The following is a 14,994-nucleotide window of genomic DNA, read 5'->3' on the forward strand; positions in this document are numbered from 1 at the left end:
CGCATCCGCCTGATGGCTGTGATTGGCGTCACCCTAATAGATAGGAACGGCGGATGCGAGCAAAAGGGTCGGGTCAGGGCCGGGCGGTCCGTTCGCGACGGATCGCCCGGCGGTAGCGCAGGCGGGCTAACGCCCGCAGCTTCGGTAACGCCCAGGTTTGCGCGGCAGACTTGGCAGGTCGCCCTCGCAGACGAGGCGCTCTTCGAGCAACTCGGATTCCGGCAAGTCGGTCGGCGCGCATCCCCAGTCGTAGTCCGCGCGCTCGAGCCATCCTCCGAACAGACGCCCGAATAAGCCGCGCAAGCGACGGTCGGTTGTCGTCATGACGTATGGTCCTTCTCACTGGGTGCGCCTCAGGCGCTCAGCGCCTGCTGTTGCGGCATGCACGCCTCGCAGATCGCGCCGATGTGGCGATGATCCGTTCCGCAGCAGCCGCCGAGCACGCGCAGTTGCGGCATGCGGCGCAAGAGTTCATGGTAGCGCCGGCCGAGGTCGACGGGGTCGCCGGCATCGAGCACCTCGCTCTCGTCCAGTTCCTGATGGCTCTGGGCCGAGGCATTGGCGCGGATGCCGCCGATGCGCTTGACCCAGGCACTGCCATGGTCGAGCGCTTCCTCGAAATGGCTCGGGTGGGCGCAGTTGATCATGTAGAACAGCGGATAACCGCCGGTGGCGGCATCGACCGTCTCGATCGCCTGCTGCATGGTCCGGCCCGTCACGAGCTTGCCGTCGGTCTCCACCGTGAACGAGATCACGCAGGGTACCCCGGCCTTGCGCGCCGCCCGCGCGACCCCGATCGCCTCGTCGACGTTGTTCAGCGTCACCGCGCTGATCAGGTCGACATCGGTGGCGGCGAAGGTCTCGACCTGCGGCCGGTGATAGGCCTCGGCCTCGTCAGCGGTCATGCGGCCGGCCTTGTAGCCGTCGCCGCGCGGTCCGATGACGCCGTTCAGCACGATCGGCTGGCCCGGGCGTTCGTACGTGTCGCGAAGCTGTTCCAACAGTCCGACGGCCTCCTCGTGCGCGGCGCCGAGCGCTTCGGCGTCATAGCCGAGCTTCTCCGCCCAGTCGGGGTTCGCCCGCCAGGTGGCCGTGTCGAGCACGAAGCCTCTGCCGGAACGGTTGGCCAGCTCGAGGTAGCGCAAGTAGTAGTCCTTCAGCTTCCGTCGTCCCTCCGGCGTCGCCAGAAGCACGAACGAGGCGAAATGCGGCAGGTCGACGCCTTCGTGGAAAATCAGCGTCGTTTCCATGCCGCCATCGGTCAGAAACCGTTCGCCCTTGGTCAGCGGCAGGCCATGTCTGTACTTTGCCATAACTGTCTCCACTCGTTTCGCTTCGTCCCGGAAACGCTTGAATGGGCGCGGTCTTGCGAGCGCGCCTGGAGAGCCATGTCAGTTTTTAAGTATTTTTGTTTCCCTCAATGCGAATCTCGTTTGAGGGTAATTCCCACAATTTCCGAAACGCGCGTGGATTTTTGCCTGTTTTTCGTCCGTAAAACTAGCGGACTTGTGGTCAAGCTCGGGCTGCCAGGTGCCATATTAGCGACAAATCAATTGCTTGCGGCCGACTTTCACGCCAATGTTAACGCCGTTGGCAGGGCGTGACGCGGGAAAACTGTACCAACGGTACACGAGGCGACGATGCGCAAGGGCGAGGAGACGCGCGCGAGGATCCTGGAGGTGGCGGAATCGGCCGTGCTGGCCAAGGGCTTCGGCGCCACATCGATCGAGGAGCTGATCGTCCAGACCGGCATCACCAAGAGCGGCTTCTTCTATCATTTCCATGACAAGAACGAGCTGGCCAGGGCGCTGCTGGAGCGCTACATCGACAACGACCGCCGGATCTACGACGAGGTCTTCGGCCGAGCCCGCGAACTGACCGACGATCCGCTGCAGGCGCTGCTGCTCGGGCTGAAGCTGTTGTCGGAACAGCTGGCCGACCTGCCGAACGGCCACCCCGGTTGCCTCGTCGCCGTCATGTGCGTGCACGAGCGTGCCTTCGACCGCACCATCCAGGAGATGAACCGCCAGGCGGCGCTGATGTGGCGTCACCGTTTCCGCGGCTATTTCGAGGAGATTCTGACGGTCTACGAGCCGCGCGAGCAGATTGACATCGACCAGCTCGCCGACATGGTCTCCGCCGTGCTCGAGGGCGGCATCGTCCTGTCGAAGGCGCTGAAGGAGCCCGGGTGCCTGTCGCGGCAGCTCCTTGTGCTGCGCGCCCTCGTCAAGATCCTGTTCAAGGGTGGGGTCGAGCGTCGGGCCGCGGCGGGCCCTCCGGAGCTCAGCCCGTAGCGGTCGTCGACGCCTTGTCCTTTGTGACCTCGAGTTCGAGTTGCCGCTGGATGGCGTTCTCGATCTCCTCGACGATTTCCGCGCGCTGCTCGGCGTCCATGGCGGCGAGGTCCTCCTGCGTCAGGCCCTTTTCCTTCAGAATCTGCGCCTGGATCTTTTCGGCGTAGGACATCTCCGCCCATTCCATGAACTCGTCCGCCACGCTGGTCGCCAGCGGCGCGCCGTCCTTGTCCGATTCCAGCCTGTCGGCCAGCGACAGCCAGAGCATGGAGGACAGCGAAGCGGTGGATCCGCCGCCGCCGACGGCGACGGTCGGTCCGTGGCCGCGCTGTCCGCCGGCCTCCGTTCCGGCCGGAAGGCCGTTGACCGGTCCGCCGTTGCCGATGCGGATGCGATAGTGATTGCCGATGCTGTCGCCGATTTTCATGTCGATACTCCCTGCGGTTGCAGGGAGAGCTAAGCTGCATGGCCTGCGCGAGGCTTGCCGCGCCGGCAGGCCGCGGCAGGACGCGTCCGGGGCGGCCCTGCCTATGCCGCCGCCATCTTCCCGGCCACCTTGATCGCAAAGGCGTATTCGAAGGCGATCTCCTCCAGCCTCTGGAAGCGGCCGGAGGCGCCGCCGTGGCCGGCGCCCATGTTGGTGCGCAGCAGGATCGGCGCATCGCCGGTCGCCTTTTCGCGCAGCTTCGCCACCCACTTGGTCGGCTCCCAGTAGGTGACGCGCGGATCGGTCAGCCCGGACAGGGCCAGGATCGGCGGGTAGGCCCTGGCACCGACATTGTCGTAGGGCGAATAGGAGGCGAGCAGGCGGTAGAACGCCTCGCTCTCGATCGGGTTTCCCCACTCGCCCCATTCGGGCGGCGTCAGTGGCAGGGTGTCGTCGAGCATCGTGTTCAGCACGTCGACGAAGGGCACGGCGGCGATGATGCCGCCGAACTTCTCCGGCGCCATGTTGGCGACCGCGCCCATCAGCATGCCGCCGGCCGAGCCGCCCTCGGCGACGATGTTCGCGTAGGAGGTGAACTTCTCCTGATTCAGATAGTCGGCCGCCGCGATGAAGTCCTTGAAGGTATTGGGTTTCCTCTCCATCTTGCCGGCCTCGTACCAGCCGTAGCCCTTCTCCTTGCCGCCGCGGATGTGGGCGATGGCGTAGACGAAGCCGCGGTCGACCAGCGACAGGCAATTGGTGTTGAACGAGGCGGGGATGGAGATGCCGTAGGCACCGTAGCCATAGAGCAGGCAGGGGGCGGAGCCGTCGAGTGGCGTGTCCTTGCGGTAGAGCAGGGTGACGGGCACGCGCTCGCCGTCATGGGCGGGGGCGAACACGCGGCGGGTGACGTAGTCGTCGATGGTGTGGCCCGAGGGCACCTCCTGGGTCTTCAGCAGCGTGCGCTCGCGCGTGACCATGTCGTAGTCGTAGAGCTGCGAAGGTGTCGTCATCGAGGAATAGGTGAAGCGGATCACGTCGGTGTCGTATTCGGCCGCCCCCGACAGGCCCAGCGAATAGGCCTCCTCGGCAAAGGCGATCGCGTGTTCCTCGCCGGTCCTGCGGTCGCGCACGATGATTCGCGGCAGTCCCTCGTGGCGCTCGAGCCAGACGAGGTGGCGGGCGAAGGCGAGGTGGCTGAGGATCAGCGTGCCGGGCCGGTGCGGCACGATCTCGCTCCAGTTCTCCCGCCCGGGCGCGGCGACCGGCGCCTGGCAGATCTTGAAGTCCTTGGCGCCGTCGGCATTGGTCAGGATGAAGAAGACGTCGCCGCCTTCGGTCATGGCATATTCCAGGCCCGCCTGGCGCGAAGACACCACCGCCGGTTCGGCGAGGAGGTCGGTGGTCGATAGCAGCCGGTACTCGCTGGTTTCGTGGTCGTGGATGTCGATGTAGATGAAGTCGTCGAGCAGCGAACCGCCGACCGACATGAAGTAGCCGGGGTCCTTTTCCTCGTACACCAGCCGGTCCAGCGACTGCGGCTGGCCGAGCACGTGGTGGAAGATCTTCGAGGGCCGGTGGTTCTCGTCCTGCAGGGTGTAGAAGAAGCTCTTGCCGTCCGGGGCCCAGACGCCGCCGCCGCCGGTGTTCTCGATGATGTCGGCGAAATCCTCGCCGGTGGCGAGGTCGCGCACCTTGAGCGTGAAATATTCCGAACCCTTGTCGTCATAGCCCCAGATGCCGCGCGAATGGTCGGAGCAGTGGTCCAGCCCGGACAGGCGGAAATAGCCCTTGCCCTCGGCCTCCTTGTCGCCGTCGAGCAGCATCGTCCTGTCGCCGCCCTCGCGCGGGGTGCGGAAGTAGCGCGGCTGTTCGCCGCCGGTGACGTAGGCGGTGCCGTAGGCATAGGGCCCGTCCTTCACCGGCACGGAGGAGTCGTCCTCCTTGATCCGGCCGCGCATCTCCTTGAACAGCGTCTTCTGGAGTTCCGTCGTGTCCTCCATCGCCGCCTCCATATAGGCGTTCTCCGCCTCGAGGTGCGCGCGGATCTCCGGGGCCAGCAGCGAGGTGTCCTTGAACATGGCCTGCCAGTTGTCGGCGCGGAACCAGGCGTAGTCGTCGGTGCGGGTGATGCCGTGGCGGGTGTCCTCGACCGGCTTTTTCGTGGCGATCGGGGCGGCGGGCAGGTTCTTGAAGGCGGCCAAGGGAGGGTACTCCGAATAAACAGGCAGGGATTGCCGCCCACAGATAAAGCTGCGCGCGTCGGTCATCAAGGTCGGCTTGCCGCTCAGCGGCGCCGGCCACGAATGTCCATGTCGAAGCGGACGATGTTGAGATAGATCGGCGTGCCGACGTCCATGCGGTAGCGCGAGCGGTAGACGTCGCCGGTCACCGAGAAGGCGATCGCGTTGCCCCTCAGGCCCAGCAGCCGCACGGCGAACTGTTCGCGTTGCGTGATGCCGCGGGCGGTCAGCAGGCCGTGGACGACCGCCGTGTCCGCGCCGGTCCGGCGCACGGCGGTGGAGCGGAACGTCACCGTCGGATAGGCCGCGGCATGGAACACGGCCGTCGAGCGCAGGAAGTTTTCCATCCGCCGGTCGGCGGTGACGACGCTGTCGGGATAGAGCGTGAACGACACGGTGGAGGCGCCGATGTCGGATCCGTCGATGCGGAACCGCCCGGCGAACCGGGTGAACCGGCCCCTGATGCCGCCGCCGCCGATCTGGTCGACCGAGAAACGCACCTGCGATGCGCTGCCGATGTCGTAGGTGCCGGCGGCCTGCGCAAGGTCGGGCGTCCGCGCCAGCGCGCAGGGAGCCGGGGCAAGCAGGGCAAGCGCGAGTATGGCCAGGGCCGAACGTCTCATCGCTCGTCCCTCCGGCCGCCGGTGTCGGGCGCCGGCGCTCGGCCGAGCATGCGCCGCAGCACCGCGTCGCGGCGGACGAAGTGGTGGTAGAGCGCGGCGGCGGCGTGCAGGACCGCCAGCGCCAGCAGCAGGTAGGCCGCGCCGGCGTGGACGACGGTCCAGAAGCTCTCGGCAGCGTCGTTTCTCGAAAGCGGCAATGGCGGGATCACGACGAGGTTGAAGAAAAAGGTGGGGATATTCAGCACCGTGGTCGAGGCGACCGCCCAGCCGGTCACCGGCACGGCGAGCGCCAGCAGCGCGAGCATGGCGTGCACGGCCTGCGCGGCGCGCCGCTCGATCGGCCCGAGCCCCGGCACTGGCCCGGGATGGCGCGCCGCCAGCCACAGCAGCGCCTGCAGCCCGGCGAACCCGAGCGCCGTCAGCCCGATCGACTTGTGCCACTGATAGAGCCAGAACTGCAGCACGGGGTCGAGCGCGATCCGGCGCATGACGAAGCCGAGTGCCGTCAGGCCGAAGATCAGTCCCGCGACGAGCCAATGCAGGCCGATCGCCCAACGCCCGAAACCGTTCGCCTGTCCGTCCGTCATGAACAGATGACGCCGCAAGGTCGCCGGTTATTCCGGTGGGGCTGTCAGGGCAGCATCGGCTGCGGCTTGTGGTCCGGGCGCAGTTCGTCGGCGATCGTCATGCCGATGATCGACAGCGGCAGTGCCAGCATCGCCCCGGCGGCCCCCCACATCCAGCTCCAGAACACGATGGCGGTGAAGATGATGAAGGCGTTGACCTCCAGCTTCCGGCCCATGATCGCCGGCATGACCACGTTTTCCAGCACCACGTTGGCGGCGAGGAAGGCCAGCGCCGGCGCGAGGCTGGCCATCACCGTGTCATGGGCCAAGAGGCCGCCGGCGACGAGCGCCAGCGTCATCACCGCCACGCCGAGGAACGGCACGAAGGAGGTGACGAAGGCGAACAGGCCCCACATCCACGGCATGCCGAGGTCGCCGACGAAGGCGATCAGGGCCGTGACCACGCCGAAGCCGGCATAGACGAGGCCGGCGGTGGCGAAGTAGTAGCCCAGCGACCGGTCGATCGCGTTCATCACGCGGATCGCGGTCAGCCGCTGGGTGCGATGCGGAAACGCGAGGATCAGCATGCGCCGCAGCTTCAGCCGCCCGGACAGGAACAGCACCAGCGCGACGAAGAAGATCAGCACCTGCACCAGCGCCGGCGTGACTCCGATGGTGACGAGGCCGATCAGGCTTCCGGCCTTTTCCAGCAGGCCGTCGAGGGTGACGGAGCCGGCCGAGAAGCTCCGCGGGTCGAGATGCAGCCATTCAAGCCGGTTCAGCAGCGGCATCACGCGCTCGATCGTCGCGTTGATGAGGTCGGGCGCCTCGCCGGCGAGGCGGCTGAGCGGACCGGACAGCGCCACCGCGGCGAAGAACAGGCCGGTACCGAAGGCGGTCGCCAGCAGCAGCGCGGTGGGCAGCGGCGGAATGCCGAGATTGTTCAGCTTCTCCGCCGCGACGGCGAGGATCAGCCCGGTGACGACCGCGAGCGTCAGCGGGATCAGAATCGGCGCCATCAGGTAGATGGCGCCCAGCGCCATCATGGCGAAGATGCCGATCGTCGCCCATTTCGACGTCAGGGCCAGTCCGTCCTCACGGTCCTGCGTCTCCTCGGCCGGCAGGGCCGGTTGGCGGAGGCCGGCTTTGTTCTTTGTCAGGATCTCGTGCATGGCGCCACTCCCCTCGATCACGCGTTAACGCGCGAGGCGGCCACCGGTTCCACGCCGGTCCGGACGGAAGTGCGCGCGCTTAGGCCGAAAGCGTCAGGCCGATGCCCCAGGGATCGACCAGCGCGACCGCGTCGCCGGTCCGGGTTGTCGGTATCTCCATCTGGTCGAGCCTTGCGACCGCCGCCGCCAGCCGGTCGGCACCGCTGAAGCGGATCGTGTAGTCCGCAAGCCCGGTCATGTGCGCCTCGCGCCTGGCCGATCCGCGCGAGTTCCAGACGTTGGCGCCGATGTGGTGATGGTATTTGCCGGAGGCGAAGAAGCTTGCGCCCGGATAGCGCGCCATCAGGTCGAGCCCGAGGACGTCGCGGAAGAAGGCGTCGGCCTGCGGGATGTCGGAGACCTGCAGGTGGATGTGGCCGATGGCCGAATCCTGCGGCAGGCCGTTCCAGCCATCCCTCGGCGCCTCGTCGTGGAGCTTCTGCAGGTCGAGCGGCAGCGTCGCCAGTTCGACCGTGCCGTCGGCGCGGTAGTTCCACTCGTCGCGGCCGCGGTCCCGGTAGACCTCGATTCCGTTGCCTTCGGGATCATCCAGGTAGAGCGCCTCGCTGACGAGGTGGTCGGAGGCGCCGGTCAGCCGCACCCCGTTCCGGGCGGCGTGGGCGAGCCAGTGCGCGAGGTCCTTGCGGCCGGGCAGGAGGAAGGCGTTGTGGAACAGGCCGGGCGTCTGCCGCGAGGCGCGGGCGGCGTTGCCCTCGGTCGTCAGCGTCAGCAGCGGCCGGCCGCCGATCCCGAGCGTCTGCCCCGAGGCGCCGCGCTCGAGCACGGCAAGGCCCATCACCTTCTGGTACCAGTCGGACGTCGTCGGCAGGTCGAGCACGACGAGGTGGGAGTGATCGACATGGGCCGGCATGTTGACGGCGTGATCAGGCGAGGACAGCGGCGTGGTTTCGGACATTCGGGAAGCCTCCATTTCAAGTGCCTGGCGCCGGCCGCGCGGACCGGGGCAGGTGGCAACGCTGCGGCCTCGACGGTGGCGGCGGAGCCGGTTATGCCGAATATGACGCCCCGCGGCTGTTCGGGAAAGCCGTCACGCCGGCGATTTACCGTCAACCTGCCGTTGACGATCGCCCTTCCGGCATAGCCGCAGCGGGCGCCGCTCCGCCGGCCGATGGCTGCAACCTCTCGTTTTGTTGTTGTCCGCTACACAGATTTCACTTGATCCTTGTCAATGCGGCGCGCAGTCTCCAAGGACACCCTTGCTGCATGGGAATGGAGCCAAGGAGGAGAGCTGCGCATGTACAGCAAGATCATCGTCCCCGTTGCCATGGATCAGTTGGAGCGCGGCGAACAGATCTTTCGCAAGGCGGCCGGATTGCTGCCCGACGGCGGCGAGATTGTGCTGGTGCATGTGATCGAGGTCGCCACCGGCTACCTGTCGATCGAGTTCCCGGCAGACCTGGTGGAAATGGAGCTCAGGCAGGCGGAGGAGCGGCTGGAGCGGATGCGCAAGGATGTCGGCGTTGCCGCCCGGATCGACATTCGCTACGGCGGGGCCGCGCGCCAGATCGTGGCCGCCGCGCAGGAACATAAGGCCGATCTGATCATTATTGCCTCACACCATCCCGGGTTGGCAAACTACCTGCTGGGATCGACTGCCGACCGTGTCGTGCGCCACGCGCCGATGTCGGTACTCGTGGATCGCTAGCGCAATTTCGGCGAGGTCAATATGGGAGATCGGAGCATGCTGGACACCGAAGGCTTCAAGGCGAAGCTCCTTGACCGCAAGGCTGAACTCCTTGTGCGCCTGCACAAGATCGAGGGCGACCTCGAGACCACGCCCAACCCCGATGCGGAGGAGCGGGCCACCGAGCGCGAGAACGACGAGGTCCTCGAGGAACTTGGCAACAAGGGCGTGGACGAGCTCAACGCGATCGACGCGGCGCTCGACCGCATCGAGGCCGGCACCTTCGGCATCTGTCCAAGGTGCGGCGAACCGGTCTCGCCGGCGCGGCTCGCGGCGGTCCCGCATGCGGCCCTGTGCGAGGAATGCATCCGCTCCCTCTGATGTCAGGGCAGTCCCGCGCAGTTGCGGTCCGTTACCGGCGTTACCAAAAGTGAGGCCCATTCCGCCCTTGCCGCCCTCATCGGCGCTTGAAGATGAAGGCGGCAATTGGCACGATAAGCCATGCCCGCAGGGCCTGTAGGGGCACTCCCGCGCGGGAAGGGAGTGGGGCAGCATGGCGCCGATGGTCCCGACCTGTCCAACGCGCCTTCGAAGTCTGGACGTGCACATGTATCGCGTGGAACGGGTTGCATGGAACTCGAAGGTTTACGCTGGCACTACGATCGCCATGAACTGATTGCCGACGGCATCGTTCATGGCGTCGGCGTCGTGCTGGCACTGATCGGGGTCACGGCGCTGATTTTCTACGCCACCGTCTGGACGACCGGTGGGCAGTTGGCGGCGGCCTGCGTTTATGGGGCCGGCCTGATCCTGTCGCTCGGGGTGTCCTTCGCCTACAACCTCTGGCCCGTCTCCAACATCAAGTGGTATCTGCGCCGTTTCGATCATTCGGCGATCTTCGTGCTGATCGCGGCGACCTACACGCCCTTTCTGCAGCGCGGCATCGACGATCCGACCCTGGCCGGCATGCTCGTCGCCATCTGGGTCATCGCGGTCGCCGGTATCGCCCTGAAGTTCCTGCGCCCGGGACGCTACGACCGGCTGGCGATCCTGCTCTATCTCGCCATGGGCTGGAGCGGCCTCGTGGCGGTCGATCCGCTGCTGGCGGCGCTGCCGGAGGAGACGGTCGTGCTGATTCTGGCGGGCGGGCTGCTCTACACCGTCGGGGTGGTGTTCTACGTCTGGCAGACGCTGCGCTTCCAGAACGCGATCTGGCACGGCTTCGTCGTGGCGGCCGCGGCCGTCCACTATTCCGCCGTCGTCACCTGCGTCAGCGCCTGAGCTTCAGGGGGCGTTGCGGTCGGCCTTCAGCAGGATGACGAGGTAGCGGCAGGTCCGCTCGGTGTCATTGTGAAAGACGCAGTCGGCGGGCGGGCCGAGCACGAGGCAGTCGCCGGCCTCGAGCCTGTGCACCTCCTCGCCTTCGCCGAAAATCAGCATGCCGTCGACGACCCGCACCATCTGGCGCTGGAAGGCGAAGGCGGCAGCGGGATAGGACACGCGCGCGCCGGGCGGCAGTTCCACCTCGATGATTTCCGCCGGAGCGGTCGAGGGGGAGACGTGGCGGCGTCGGTAGCCGGTCTCGGGGTCGACCCAGACAGGCTGGTCCGCCAAGCGCGACAGCCGTTCCGTGCCGGCCTCGGCACGCGCGATCAGTGTGGAGATGGAAAAGCCGAAGGCGCCGCACAGCCGGCCGAGCAGGGCCGCGGTCGGACTGCTCTCGCCGCGCTCGACCTTGTGGATCATCGCGCGCGAGACGCCGGCGCGCTCGGACAGGTCGGACAGCGACCAGCCGCGCCCCTGCCGCTCGGCCCGGACGCGCTGGCCTAGACTTCGATCAAAGCCATCTGTAAAAGTGGACATATCGCAACAATAGTGGACGAGAGACGATGGAGCAAGCGACGCTGATCCGCGACGCGCGCGAAGAGGACATGGCTTCTGTCATGGAGATCTACAACGACGCCGTCACCAACACGACCGCCATCTGGAACGAAACCGTCGTCGATCTCGACAACCGGCTCGATTGGTTTCGCCAGCGCCGCCAGCGCGGGTACCCGGTCCTCGTCGCCGAGCAGGCGGGGCTGGTCGTGGGCTACGCCTCCTATGGCGACTGGCGCGCCTTCGACGGCTATCGCCATACGGCCGAGCACTCGATCTACGTGCACCACGACCGGCGCGGCCACGGCATCGGCCGCGCGCTCCTCGGCGGCCTGATCGACCGGGCGCGCGCTTCTGGCATCCACGTGATGATCGCCGGCATCGAGGCGGAGAATGCGGCCTCGATCCGGCTGCACGAGAGCTTCGGCTTTCGCGTTGTCGGCCGGTTCGAGGAGGTCGGTACCAAGTTCGGCCGCTGGCTGGACCTGACCTGCATGGAACTGTGCCTCGACCGCGCCAGGATGCTGCAGGAAAGGGCCGCCCGCGCCTGACGGAGGCAACGGCCGGAATCGATTTGTCAGCCCGCCGGCACAAGCCGCTGATCGCCGGCAATTTTCATCCGTCCGGCTCGGCGAGATGCTTCCGGGGCGGCCGCGGCTGGGCCGGCCAAAACCGCGCCCGGGGGCGTGCCATCACCGGGGCGGCGAGGCGGCACGGGCGGGGCGGGGAACCGGATCTCCTGCGCATTCGCAGGAAAATGCCGCGTCGCTGCTTTTCAACGGTGGCGATTTCCGGCATACCGGCATAAAAGCTGCGCACTGAAGGCAAGGGCGAATCGGCCCGCCGCAAATCGTGGAAATCGATAGGGATTTCAAATCGGGCGATACGCGGATCAGAGCTGTCGCTGCTGTCTTCTGCGTCCGGCCGGGCGCGCGGGCGGCGGGACGCCATGACGAGGAGGGGGCATGCAAACAGACACAATGGCCATGACATTCGTCGCCTTCTGTCTGCCGTTTTTGGGTGCCCTTGTCGCCCCCGTTCTCACCCGCTTCCTCGGTCATCGCGCCGCCTGGCTGCTGGCGCTGTTTCCGGCCGCGATCCTGCTGCATTTCGCCCGCTTCCTGCCCGAGGTCGCTGGCGGCGAGGTCGTCACCGGCGGCTACGCCTGGGTGCCATCCTACAATGTCAGCTTTTCTTGGCTCATCGACGGGCTCTCGCTCACCTTCCTGCTGCTGATTTCCGGCATCGGCACGCTGATCGTGCTCTATTCCGGCGGCTATCTGAAGGGGCACCCGCACCTGGGCCGCTTCTTCTCGTTCATCCTGATGTTCATGGGCGCCATGCTCGGGCTGGTGGCCTCCGACAGCTTCCTGATGCTGTTCGTGTTCTGGGAGCTGACCTCGATCACCTCCTTCCTGCTGATCGGCTTCGACCATGCGCGCGAGGCCTCGCGCCGCGCGGCGCTGCAGGCGCTGGTCGTCACCGGCGGCGGCGGCCTGTTCCTGCTGGCCGGCCTGCTGGTGATCTGGAACGTTACCGGCATCACGCAGCTGTCGCTGCTGCTGTCCTTCGGCGAGGAGGTGCGCGCCAGCCCGTTCTACATCGCGATCCTGGTGCTGGTGCTGGGCGGGGCCTTCACCAAGTCGGCGCAGTTCCCGTTCCACTTCTGGCTGCCGAACGCGATGGAGGCGCCGACGCCGGTCTCCGCCTACCTGCACTCCGCCACCATGGTGAAGGCCGGCGTCTATCTGCTGATGCGCCTCAACCCGGTGCTTGGCGGGACGGCGCCGTGGGAGACGATCCTGCCGGCCTTCGGCGGCCTGACGCTGCTGGTGGGCGCCGTGCTGGCGATCCGCGAGACCGACCTGAAGCTGATGCTCGCCTATACCACCGTCGCCTCGCTGGGCCTGCTGGTGATGCTGACCGGCTACGGTTCCGAGCACGCGGCCGCCGCCGCGGCGCTGTATCTGGTTGCGCATTCGCTGTTCAAGGGCGCGCTCTTCATGGTCGCCGGCATCATCGACCACGAGACCGGCACGCGCCACATAACCCGGCTGGGCGGGCTTGCCCGCGCGATGCCGCTGACCTATGCCGCGGCGCTTCTGGCGGCGCTGTCGATGGGCGGCCTGCCGCCGTTCTTCGGCTTCCTCGCCAAGGAGGAGGTCTATGTCGCGCTCGCCGGCGGCAGCCTCAAGGCGGTCGCCTTCACGCTCGCGGCGGTGATCGGCAACGCGCTGATGTTTGCCGTCGCCTTCGCTATCGCCCTCAGGCCGTTCCTGGGCGAGACGGTGGCGACGCCGAAGACGGCGCACGAGGGACCGCCGCTGCTGTGGCTCGGTCCGGTCGTGCTGGCGCTCTGCGGCCTCGGCGCCGGGCTGTTCTCCTCCTCCCTCCACCCGCTGCTGTCCTCGCCGCTCGCGACCGCGATTGCCGGCAGGCCTGAGACGGTGACGGTCACCGCCATGCCGCATCTCGGGGTCGCCATGCTGCTGTCTGGCGTGACGATCCTGGTCGGCCTTGCCCTGCTGCGCGGCGTCGACCGCGCCCGCACCATCGCCGGTCGGCTGATCGAGGACATCGGCTGGGGGCCGGACCGTGGCTTCGACCAGTTCATGGGCGGGCTCGTCGGCTTCGCTCACCGGCTGTCGCGGCTGCTGCAGCCGGGTTTGATGGAAGCCTACCTGACGACGACCTTCGTCGTCGTTGCGCTGGCGCTGCTGGTCCCGCTGGCCTGGTTCGACGAGTGGCCGCGGCTGCCGATCTGGCCGGCGGATGCGCAGTTCCACGAACTGGCGGTGATGGCGCTGGCGGTCGTCGGCGTCGGCGGGGTGCTGACGGCGAAGAACCGGCTGAACTCCATCCTCGCCCTCGGCATCCAGGGCTTCGCGGTGGCCCTGCTGTTCCTGCTGTTCGGCGCGCCCGACCTGTCGTTCACCCAGTTCATGGTCGAGACGTTGTCGGTCGTGATCCTGGCGCTGGTGATGACCCGGCTGCGGCTGCAGCCGCGTGATGCCCGGCCGCTGTCCCAGAAGCTTCCCGACGCGACGATCGCCATTGCCTGCGGCCTCGGCTTCTCGCTTTATCTGCTGCGCGTCACCCAGGGCCGCTTCGATCCGGTGCTGACCGACTTCTTCAATCTCTATTCGAAGGCGATCGCGCACGGCGCCAATGTCGTCAACGTGATCATTGTTGATTTCCGTGGCGTCGACACGCTCGGCGAGATAGCCGTCGTCATGACCACCGGGCTTGCGATCCTGTCCCTGATCCGCATCCGCAAGACGCCGCGCGTGGCGGCCGGGGAGAAGCGCCGATGAACACCGTCATTTTCCGCACGCTCGCGCCGTTTCTGACCGCCCTGATGCTGCTGTTCTCGGTGTTCGTGCTGCTGCGCGGCCACAACGAGCCGGGCGGCGGCTTCATCGGCGGGCTGATTGCCGCCTCCGGCATGGCGATCTACGGCATTGCCCGCGGTATCGAGCCGGTGCGCCACGCGCTGTGGTTCCATCCGATGACGATCTCGGCCATCGGGCTGATGCTGGCCTGCGTCGCCGGTTTCATCTCGATGTTCGCCGCGGTGCCGTTCATGACTGGGCTGTGGGTCTATCCGACGCTGTTCGGCGTCGAGGTGCCGCTGTCGACGGTGATGCTGTTCGACATCGGCGTCTATCTCGTCGTGGTCGGCGCGATCACCTCGATCGCGCTGGCGCTGGAGCGGGAGGACATCTGATGGAAGCGCTGCTGTCGATCCTGATCGGCGTGTTCTTCGCCGCCTCCGTCTACCTGATGCTGTCGAAGTTCCTGGTGCGCATCCTGCTCGGCGTGGCGCTGCTCGGCAATGCGGTGAACCTGTTGATCTTCACCTCCGGGCGGATCGTGCGCGAGGTGCCGCCGATCATCGCCGATGGCGCCGACCGGCAACTTCTGGCGACCGCCAACCCGCTGCCGCAGGCGCTGATTCTGACCGCGATCGTCATCTCGTTCTCGTTCTTCGCCTTCCTGCTGGTGCTGTCCTACCGCGCCTTCCAGGACCTGCGGACGGACAATGCCAATGAAATGCGCGTGGCCGAGCCCAAGGCTGACGCCGCGCCCCCGACCGGATATTAGGAC

The 14,994-nt window shown here is 67.0% G+C and carries 17 protein-coding genes; 8 read left to right on the forward strand and 9 right to left on the reverse strand.

What is annotated here, in order from left to right; all coding sequences use genetic code 11:
- Window positions 1–126: 126 nt before the first annotated feature.
- The gene (locus ACXAGF_RS05380) at window positions 127–324 is read right to left on the reverse strand and encodes a hypothetical protein (protein ID WP_475015059.1); all 198 of its coding nucleotides are present in this window, start codon (window positions 322–324) and stop codon (window positions 127–129) included.
- 29 nt (window positions 325–353) lie between these two features.
- A complete protein-coding gene (locus ACXAGF_RS05385) occupies window positions 354–1,313 on the reverse strand; it encodes a homocysteine S-methyltransferase family protein (protein ID WP_475015061.1) in 960 nt (319 codons plus the stop codon).
- A 327-nt stretch (window positions 1,314–1,640) separates the two neighbouring features.
- On the opposite strand from ACXAGF_RS05385, the gene ACXAGF_RS05390 reads away from it, so the two are divergent.
- On the forward strand, window positions 1,641–2,294 hold the full coding sequence (locus ACXAGF_RS05390; RefSeq protein WP_475015062.1) for a TetR/AcrR family transcriptional regulator: 654 nt from the start codon (window positions 1,641–1,643) through the stop codon (window positions 2,292–2,294).
- On the opposite strand, the gene ACXAGF_RS05395 is transcribed toward ACXAGF_RS05390, so the two are convergent.
- The 6 genes from ACXAGF_RS05395 to ACXAGF_RS05420 all read right to left on the reverse strand — a co-directional run bounded on the left by ACXAGF_RS05395 (window position 2,284) and on the right by ACXAGF_RS05420 (window position 8,280).
- Window positions 2,284–2,721: a hypothetical protein gene (locus ACXAGF_RS05395; protein WP_475015064.1), complete on the reverse strand. Its 438-nt coding sequence runs from the start codon at window positions 2,719–2,721 to the stop codon at window positions 2,284–2,286. The genes ACXAGF_RS05390 and ACXAGF_RS05395 overlap by 11 nt on opposite strands.
- 101 nt (window positions 2,722–2,822) lie before the next feature.
- The gene (locus ACXAGF_RS05400) at window positions 2,823–4,925 is read right to left on the reverse strand and encodes a S9 family peptidase (RefSeq protein WP_475015065.1); all 2,103 of its coding nucleotides are present in this window, start codon (window positions 4,923–4,925) and stop codon (window positions 2,823–2,825) included.
- An 83-nt stretch (window positions 4,926–5,008) separates the two neighbouring features.
- Window positions 5,009–5,587, reverse strand: coding sequence for a YceI family protein (locus ACXAGF_RS05405; protein WP_475015066.1), 579 nt, complete (start codon window positions 5,585–5,587; stop codon window positions 5,009–5,011).
- Window positions 5,584–6,174 (reverse strand): cytochrome b, encoded by a 591-nt coding sequence (locus tag ACXAGF_RS05410; RefSeq protein WP_475015067.1) that lies wholly within the window; start codon window positions 6,172–6,174, stop codon window positions 5,584–5,586. The genes ACXAGF_RS05405 and ACXAGF_RS05410 overlap by 4 nt, the downstream gene beginning before the upstream one ends.
- A gap of 44 nt (window positions 6,175–6,218) precedes the next feature.
- Window positions 6,219–7,325 (reverse strand): AI-2E family transporter, encoded by a 1,107-nt coding sequence (locus tag ACXAGF_RS05415; protein ID WP_475015068.1) that lies wholly within the window; start codon window positions 7,323–7,325, stop codon window positions 6,219–6,221.
- A gap of 79 nt (window positions 7,326–7,404) precedes the next feature.
- The gene (locus ACXAGF_RS05420; protein ID WP_475015069.1) at window positions 7,405–8,280 is read right to left on the reverse strand and encodes a VOC family protein; all 876 of its coding nucleotides are present in this window, start codon (window positions 8,278–8,280) and stop codon (window positions 7,405–7,407) included.
- A 339-nt stretch (window positions 8,281–8,619) separates the two neighbouring features.
- On the opposite strand from ACXAGF_RS05420, the gene ACXAGF_RS05425 reads away from it, so the two are divergent.
- The 3 genes from ACXAGF_RS05425 to trhA all read left to right on the forward strand — a co-directional run bounded on the left by ACXAGF_RS05425 (window position 8,620) and on the right by trhA (window position 10,290).
- Window positions 8,620–9,030 carry a universal stress protein gene (locus ACXAGF_RS05425; RefSeq protein ID WP_475015070.1) on the forward strand — a complete coding sequence of 137 codons (411 nt, stop codon included), beginning with the start codon at window positions 8,620–8,622 and terminating at the stop codon, window positions 9,028–9,030.
- A 36-nt stretch (window positions 9,031–9,066) separates the two neighbouring features.
- Complete coding sequence (locus ACXAGF_RS05430; protein ID WP_475015072.1) at window positions 9,067–9,390, forward strand: TraR/DksA family transcriptional regulator; 324 nt, start codon at window positions 9,067–9,069, stop codon at window positions 9,388–9,390.
- Window positions 9,391–9,639: 249 nt separating this feature from the next.
- Window positions 9,640–10,290 (forward strand): PAQR family membrane homeostasis protein TrhA, encoded by a 651-nt coding sequence (trhA, locus tag ACXAGF_RS05435; protein ID WP_475015074.1) that lies wholly within the window; start codon window positions 9,640–9,642, stop codon window positions 10,288–10,290.
- Between the two features lie 3 nt (window positions 10,291–10,293).
- On the opposite strand, the gene ACXAGF_RS05440 is transcribed toward trhA, so the two are convergent.
- On the reverse strand, window positions 10,294–10,872 hold the full coding sequence (locus ACXAGF_RS05440) for a helix-turn-helix domain-containing protein (RefSeq protein WP_475015076.1): 579 nt from the start codon (window positions 10,870–10,872) through the stop codon (window positions 10,294–10,296).
- A gap of 26 nt (window positions 10,873–10,898) precedes the next feature.
- On the opposite strand from ACXAGF_RS05440, the gene ACXAGF_RS05445 reads away from it, so the two are divergent.
- From ACXAGF_RS05445 to ACXAGF_RS05460, 4 genes are all read left to right on the forward strand, one after another.
- A complete protein-coding gene (locus ACXAGF_RS05445) occupies window positions 10,899–11,438 on the forward strand; it encodes an N-acetyltransferase family protein (protein WP_475015078.1) in 540 nt (179 codons plus the stop codon).
- A gap of 414 nt (window positions 11,439–11,852) precedes the next feature.
- Window positions 11,853–14,201, forward strand: a complete 2,349-nt coding sequence (locus tag ACXAGF_RS05450) for a putative monovalent cation/H+ antiporter subunit A (RefSeq protein ID WP_475015080.1) — start codon at window positions 11,853–11,855, stop codon at window positions 14,199–14,201.
- Window positions 14,198–14,614, forward strand: coding sequence for a Na(+)/H(+) antiporter subunit B (locus ACXAGF_RS05455; protein WP_475015082.1), 417 nt, complete (start codon window positions 14,198–14,200; stop codon window positions 14,612–14,614). The genes ACXAGF_RS05450 and ACXAGF_RS05455 overlap by 4 nt, the downstream gene beginning before the upstream one ends.
- The gene (locus tag ACXAGF_RS05460; RefSeq protein ID WP_475015084.1) at window positions 14,614–14,991 is read left to right on the forward strand and encodes a Na+/H+ antiporter subunit C; all 378 of its coding nucleotides are present in this window, start codon (window positions 14,614–14,616) and stop codon (window positions 14,989–14,991) included. The genes ACXAGF_RS05455 and ACXAGF_RS05460 overlap by 1 nt, the downstream gene beginning before the upstream one ends.
- The last annotated feature ends 3 nt before the right edge of the window (window positions 14,992–14,994 follow it).

The organism is Mycoplana sp. ABR4_002 (genome assembly GCF_056159645.1).

Excerpts from the sequence above, each read along its gene's own strand:
- ACXAGF_RS05380 (WP_475015059.1), bottom strand. The coding sequence starts at position 324 with ATGACGACAACCGACCGTCGCTTGCGCGGCTTATTCGGGCGTCTGTTC.
- ACXAGF_RS05385 (WP_475015061.1), bottom strand. The coding sequence starts at position 1,313 with ATGGCAAAGTACAGACATGGCCTGCCGCTGACCAAGGGCGAACGGTTT.
- ACXAGF_RS05390 (WP_475015062.1), top strand. The coding sequence starts at position 1,641 with ATGCGCAAGGGCGAGGAGACGCGCGCGAGGATCCTGGAGGTGGCGGAA.
- ACXAGF_RS05395 (WP_475015064.1), bottom strand. The coding sequence starts at position 2,721 with ATGAAAATCGGCGACAGCATCGGCAATCACTATCGCATCCGCATCGGC.
- ACXAGF_RS05405 (WP_475015066.1), bottom strand. The coding sequence starts at position 5,587 with ATGAGACGTTCGGCCCTGGCCATACTCGCGCTTGCCCTGCTTGCCCCG.
- ACXAGF_RS05410 (WP_475015067.1), bottom strand. The coding sequence starts at position 6,174 with ATGACGGACGGACAGGCGAACGGTTTCGGGCGTTGGGCGATCGGCCTG.
- ACXAGF_RS05415 (WP_475015068.1), bottom strand. The coding sequence starts at position 7,325 with ATGCACGAGATCCTGACAAAGAACAAAGCCGGCCTCCGCCAACCGGCC.
- ACXAGF_RS05420 (WP_475015069.1), bottom strand. The coding sequence starts at position 8,280 with ATGTCCGAAACCACGCCGCTGTCCTCGCCTGATCACGCCGTCAACATG.
- ACXAGF_RS05425 (WP_475015070.1), top strand. The coding sequence starts at position 8,620 with ATGTACAGCAAGATCATCGTCCCCGTTGCCATGGATCAGTTGGAGCGC.
- ACXAGF_RS05430 (WP_475015072.1), top strand. The coding sequence starts at position 9,067 with ATGCTGGACACCGAAGGCTTCAAGGCGAAGCTCCTTGACCGCAAGGCT.
- trhA (WP_475015074.1), top strand. The coding sequence starts at position 9,640 with ATGGAACTCGAAGGTTTACGCTGGCACTACGATCGCCATGAACTGATT.
- ACXAGF_RS05440 (WP_475015076.1), bottom strand. The coding sequence starts at position 10,872 with ATGTCCACTTTTACAGATGGCTTTGATCGAAGTCTAGGCCAGCGCGTC.
- ACXAGF_RS05445 (WP_475015078.1), top strand. The coding sequence starts at position 10,899 with ATGGAGCAAGCGACGCTGATCCGCGACGCGCGCGAAGAGGACATGGCT.
- ACXAGF_RS05450 (WP_475015080.1), top strand. The coding sequence starts at position 11,853 with ATGCAAACAGACACAATGGCCATGACATTCGTCGCCTTCTGTCTGCCG.
- ACXAGF_RS05455 (WP_475015082.1), top strand. The coding sequence starts at position 14,198 with ATGAACACCGTCATTTTCCGCACGCTCGCGCCGTTTCTGACCGCCCTG.
- ACXAGF_RS05460 (WP_475015084.1), top strand. The coding sequence starts at position 14,614 with ATGGAAGCGCTGCTGTCGATCCTGATCGGCGTGTTCTTCGCCGCCTCC.